General features: G+C 47.0%; 3 protein-coding genes and 1 pseudogene. 1 reads left to right on the top strand and 3 read right to left on the bottom strand.

What is annotated here, in order from left to right:
• Nucleotides 1-317: pseudogene (locus Q0314_RS11100) on the top strand (DNA-binding response regulator); the annotation flags it as partial.
• Nucleotides 318-786: 469 nt separating this feature from the next.
• Here Q0314_RS11100 and Q0314_RS11095 read toward each other — a convergent pair.
• The 3 genes from Q0314_RS11095 to Q0314_RS11085 form a co-directional block, all read right to left on the bottom strand.
• Nucleotides 787-1,437: a thiol:disulfide interchange protein DsbA/DsbL gene (locus tag Q0314_RS11095; protein WP_298059044.1), complete on the bottom strand. Its 651-nt coding sequence runs from the start codon at nt 1,435-1,437 to the stop codon at nt 787-789.
• A 252-nt stretch (nt 1,438-1,689) separates the two neighbouring features.
• Nucleotides 1,690-2,544 (bottom strand): aldo/keto reductase, encoded by an 855-nt coding sequence (locus tag Q0314_RS11090; protein WP_298059041.1) that lies wholly within the window; start codon nt 2,542-2,544, stop codon nt 1,690-1,692.
• A gap of 129 nt (nt 2,545-2,673) precedes the next feature.
• Nucleotides 2,674-3,455: aryl-sulfate sulfotransferase (locus Q0314_RS11085; RefSeq protein WP_298059038.1), on the bottom strand; the 782-nt coding region annotated here is incomplete at its 5' end.

Below are 3,455 nucleotides of genomic sequence, written 5' to 3'. Positions count from 1 at the left end.
TCGTGGCTCTAACCTACGAAAAGGACGAAAAGCTCGTGCGCCTGGGCCCGCAAACGAGCATAAATCTCGCCAAAGAAAAGATCTACAAAAACGGCGAGGAAATTTATCTATCATTTTTGCAAAACAAGCTCTTTTGGCTCTTTGCGTACAATCTAAACAAGCTCGTGAGCTACGAGATGATCGAGGAGTTCGTCTACGAGGGCGAGCTGCCTAGCAAGGGCGCGATACAAAACGTCGTGCTGAGGCTGAAGCGGGAGCTGGGGGTTAAATTTAAAAACATTAGCGAGAGTGGATATATACTGCTAAGCGGCGAATAGTCTAAATTTGGCGGCTTGTCTTTTGAGCGTCTTTGAATGAGTTTGAAATTTTAAGTCTGCGGCAGACTACTTGTCTAGCCTTGACTTAAAATTTCTGCACAACATTCAAATCCATCTCAAAATACTTCGCCTTCATTTTTTATACTCAAATTTGAATCGCCGAAATATGTATCTTGAAAATGTCAAATCGGTCACGGACGACCGAACCCGCTCCCTCGCCTCGTTCGCCGCTGCCTCGTCTGACGTAAAAATACTTCACCTTAATTTTTTATGTTCAAATTTAAAGTCAAATTTTTAAATTTTAGCTCAAATTTTACTCGCCGAGATCCACTCCTTTAAAACATAAAATTTAGTCGCTATCGTGTCGCGCGGCTTAGCGATAAAATTTACTAGAAGCCTCGCAGCCAAATTTAACGCGGCGCATAAAACAAAGTTTACTTTGACGCGACCAAATTTAATGCGACAAGACCTATTTCGCCAGCAGCTCTTTTACCGCGGCGGCCATTTCATCGACGGAGCCGAACGAAGCCGTGTTTAAGAGATACTTGCCGCTCACGACGAACGCTGGCACGCCTGAAATCACCGCGACCTCGTAGCCCGCGTCCCACTGCGCGAGCAGAGTCTGCGCCTTTTTGCTGGCAAGCGCCGCTTCGTATTCGCTCAAGCTGACGCCTGCAGCATCCAGCGCGGTTTTGATGAACCTTTGTTTATCACTGCCGCCGCCAAAATCATCCTTTTTGTCGTGGATCGCTTTGTAAATCGCAAATTTCGCCTTTTTAAATTTCGACTCGTCGCTTAGCAGGCTCACGTCGTCCTTTTCATCAAGCACGATGAGGGCTGCGAATACGCCGCTTGCGGTCTGTCCGAATACGCCCTTGGTCTTTAGGTGCCACGGCAAAAACTCCGTCCCCTCAAGCTTCTTCATCAGTTGCGGTGTGACCGTCCTGTCGAACGCATAGCAGTGCGGACACTCGTAGTTAAAAATTTTGACGACGCTGTTTTTAGGTACGTTTAGCGGCTTTTGCAGCACTTGATAATTAACGCCCACTTCTAGCGCGTTTGCGCCTATGCAGAGCAGGCAAACGGCGGCTAAAATTCTTAAAAATTTAGCGATTTTCATAAAATTCCTTTGCGGTAAATTTCAAAGATTGTATAAAATAAAGGGTAAATTTGAGATTAAAGCGAATAAAGCAGGGCTTCCCACAGAAAATATATAAAATAGCAGGCTACGCCATCACGCCGCTTGAGCGAGCAGGCTAATTTATCGCCACAAGCTCTATCTCTGATCTCGCTCAAGCTCAAATTTAATAGCAAGGATTGCACGCTCGCAGCTTAATTTTAAAGCATGCAATCCGCTTTAATTTAATAAATTTTACTTATCAAAGGCATGGATTATCCACTTTACGCGCTCGGCGTCTCTATGATCAAAAAATAGCGTCTTGCCTATATCCAGCGCAGCAATGGTAGCCATATCATCAGGCGCAAGCGCAAAATCAAAAACGTCGAAATTTTGCTTCATTCGCTCTATTTTTACACTCTTTGGAATGACGACGATGCCGCGCTGAATTAACCAGCGCAAAATAACCTGAGCTGAGCTTTTGCCGTATTTTTCACCGATACCGCTTAGCACGGCGTTTTTAAATATATCGTTTTTACCCTCGGCAAAGCTAGCCCACGACTCAAATGTTATGCCGTAGCCATCAAGCACGCGCTTTAACGCTTCACGCTGATAAAACGGATGGCACTCAAGCTGATTTACCGCAGGGATGACGCCGCTGTTTTCGCACAGATCGACGATCCGATCGGCGTAGAAGTTGCTAACGCCGATAGAGCGAATGCGCCCCTGCTCTTTTAGGCGCTTCATCGCTCGCCACGAGCCGTAAATATCGCCATATGGCTGATGAATGAGATAAAGGTCGAGGTAGTCAAGCCCTAGCTTTTTCATTGACGCATCAAAGGCCTTTAGCGCTTGTTCCTCGCCTGAATCGTTAATCCAAAGCTTAGTAGTGATAAACAACTCCTCGCGCTTTAGCCCGCCTGCAAGAGCCGTCTTAATTGCTGCACCCACGCTTTCTTCATTAAAATACGCCTTTGCCGTATCAATGCTGCGGTAGCCGACCGAGATCGCATCCTCAACGCATCTTTGCGTCTCTTTCGGATCTACCTGAAATACTCCAAATCCTAAAATCGGCATCTTATTGCCGTCGTTTAAGGTTAAATACTGCATTTTTGCTCCTTTGCTAAAAAAATTCATCTTACATAAAAATTTAAAATTTCGCGCTTGATTTGCAAAATTCTATCCGCACCAAAGCGACAGGTGGAATTTAAAAGCTAAATTCCAACCTATCGCGAAATTTTAATAATCAAAGATATTCGGATCGATAACCATCGCGCGGTATGCCACGTCGTCTCTAGACGCCGACTCCACGTCCATTTCAAATTTGACGTCGTTTGTTTTCGGATCGATCTCCACGAGCACCATTTTGATCGTCTTATCGGGCTTTAGCAGATAGACGTTCGAGCTTGAGATGAAGTACGTGCTTTTATCCTTTTGCCACTCCACGACGCTCGTAACCGCGCTATAGAAGTCAAATCCGCGCTCCTTGCCAAACTCCCACGTCTGCTCGACGGTGCCCTTTTTCTCGTCGATCTTGTACTCGACCGCGCGAGAGTATTTTTGCTCTTTTAGCGCAGGCTGCTCCATGCCGCGGCCGTCGCCGTTGTCAAATACGCTGATGTGCTTTACGCTGCCCTTGTTATCGTAGCGCGGAGTGAGCCACGCGGTGTGCTGCGTCCACGACCAGTCGAAGTCGCCCTCGCATTTTGAGTTCTCGCATTTGATTTTGTTGCCGTTTTTATCCACGGGCACTAGTACTTTTTCTTTAAAGTCCGCGCTCCAGCCCTCGGGACTTGCTAGGATCCATTTTACCTTTTTGTCGCGACCGATCTTAACGATGCCTTGGTGGCGGAGCGAGAGGATGATGCCGTCGTCGCTAGGATCGTATGAGATCGAGTTTACGTGCGCCCAGTTGCGTCCCGTGCCGGTCGAGGTTACGTCGCCGAAAGGCAGATCGTCGCTGATTTTGATCTCTTTGGCGTCCATGTCGATATTTAGGCACACGGCGCGAGCGTCAAGAG

Source organism: uncultured Campylobacter sp., from assembly GCF_938040115.1.
Lineage (GTDB): Bacteria > Campylobacterota > Campylobacteria > Campylobacterales > Campylobacteraceae > Campylobacter_A.
The sequence above is the reverse complement of the archived record's forward strand: the minus strand, read 5'-3'. Positions and strand labels throughout refer to the sequence as shown.